The organism is Amycolatopsis sp. SID8362 (genome assembly GCF_010550475.1).
GTDB classification, from domain to species: Bacteria; Actinomycetota; Actinomycetes; order Mycobacteriales; family Pseudonocardiaceae; genus Amycolatopsis; species Amycolatopsis eburnea.
In genome coordinates this window covers 1-1,024 of sequence record NZ_JAAGNB010001489.1, presented here as the reverse complement: position 1 = coordinate 1,024, position 1,024 = coordinate 1, and the positions used below count along the sequence as shown (strand labels likewise).

Below are 1,024 nucleotides of genomic sequence, written 5' to 3'. Positions count from 1 at the left end.
GCAGCGCCGTGCCGAGCAGCCCGTTGGCCACGGCGACGCCGAACCGCCGCACCGGTCCCAGCAACCCCAGCAGGCCCAGCAGCACCGCCAGGCCGATCAGGGCGAGCAGCACGCGGGGCCGTCCCGCCGGGCTCAGCAACGCCCAGGGCACGGCGAACGGCGCCACCGGGACGGCCAGCACCGCGCCCAGCACGGCGTAGGGCAGGCCGCGATAACCACCGGGGTGCAGCAGGGACTTCACGAAACCGGGCATGCCGCGACCCTAGGGCGGCCGGAGTGGCGCACGCCTCCCTCCGGGGAGCCAGATCCTGGTCACAACCGGTTAGCGAGCGTTAGCAGCGGCCTCCTACACTCGGGACGTGGCAGACCGACCCCTGATCGCCCCCAGCATCCTGTCCGCGGACTTCGCCCGGCTCGGCGACGAGATCGCCGCCGTCGCGGCCGGCGGGGAGACCCGCGCCGACTGGGTCCACGTCGACGTCATGGACGCGCACTTCGTGCCCAACCTGACCCTCGGCCTCCCCGTCGTGAAGGCACTGCTGAAGAGCACCGACGTGCCGATCGACTGCCACCTCATGATCGAGGACCCGGACCGCTGGGCGATCGGCTACGCCGAGGCCGGCGCCTACAACGTCACCGTGCACGCCGAGGCCGCGAAGGACCCGATCGCGCTGGCGAAGAACCTGCGCGCCGCCGGGGCGAAGGCCGGGCTGTCGCTCAAGCCGGGCACCGCGCTCGAACCGTGGCTCGATGCGCTCAAGCACTACGACACGCTGCTGGTGATGTCGGTCGAGCCGGGCTTCGGCGGCCAGTCGTTCATCGCCGACGTGCTGGAGAAGGTCCGCACCGCGCGGCGGCTGGTCGACACCGGCCACCTCAAGCTGGTCGTCGAGATCGACGGCGGCATCAACGCCGACACCATCGAGCAGGCCGCGGAGGCGGGCGTCGACTGCTTCGTCGCCGGGTCCGCCGTCTACGGCGCCGGCGACCCGGGCAAAGCGGTCGCCGCGCTGCGCGAGCAGGC

The 1,024-nt window shown here is 72.8% G+C and carries 1 protein-coding gene and 1 pseudogene; one reads left to right on the top strand and one right to left on the bottom strand.

All coding sequences use genetic code 11. The annotated features are described in order from the left end of the window. Nucleotides 1-253 (bottom strand): annotated as a pseudogene (locus G3I65_RS45780) (two-component sensor histidine kinase); the annotation flags it as partial. Nucleotides 254-374: 121 nt separating this feature from the next. On the opposite strand from G3I65_RS45780, the gene rpe reads away from it, so the two are divergent. After that, nucleotides 375-1,024, top strand: a 650-nt coding sequence (gene rpe / locus G3I65_RS45775) for a ribulose-phosphate 3-epimerase (protein WP_160701650.1), incomplete at its 3' end; no start/stop codon positions are given.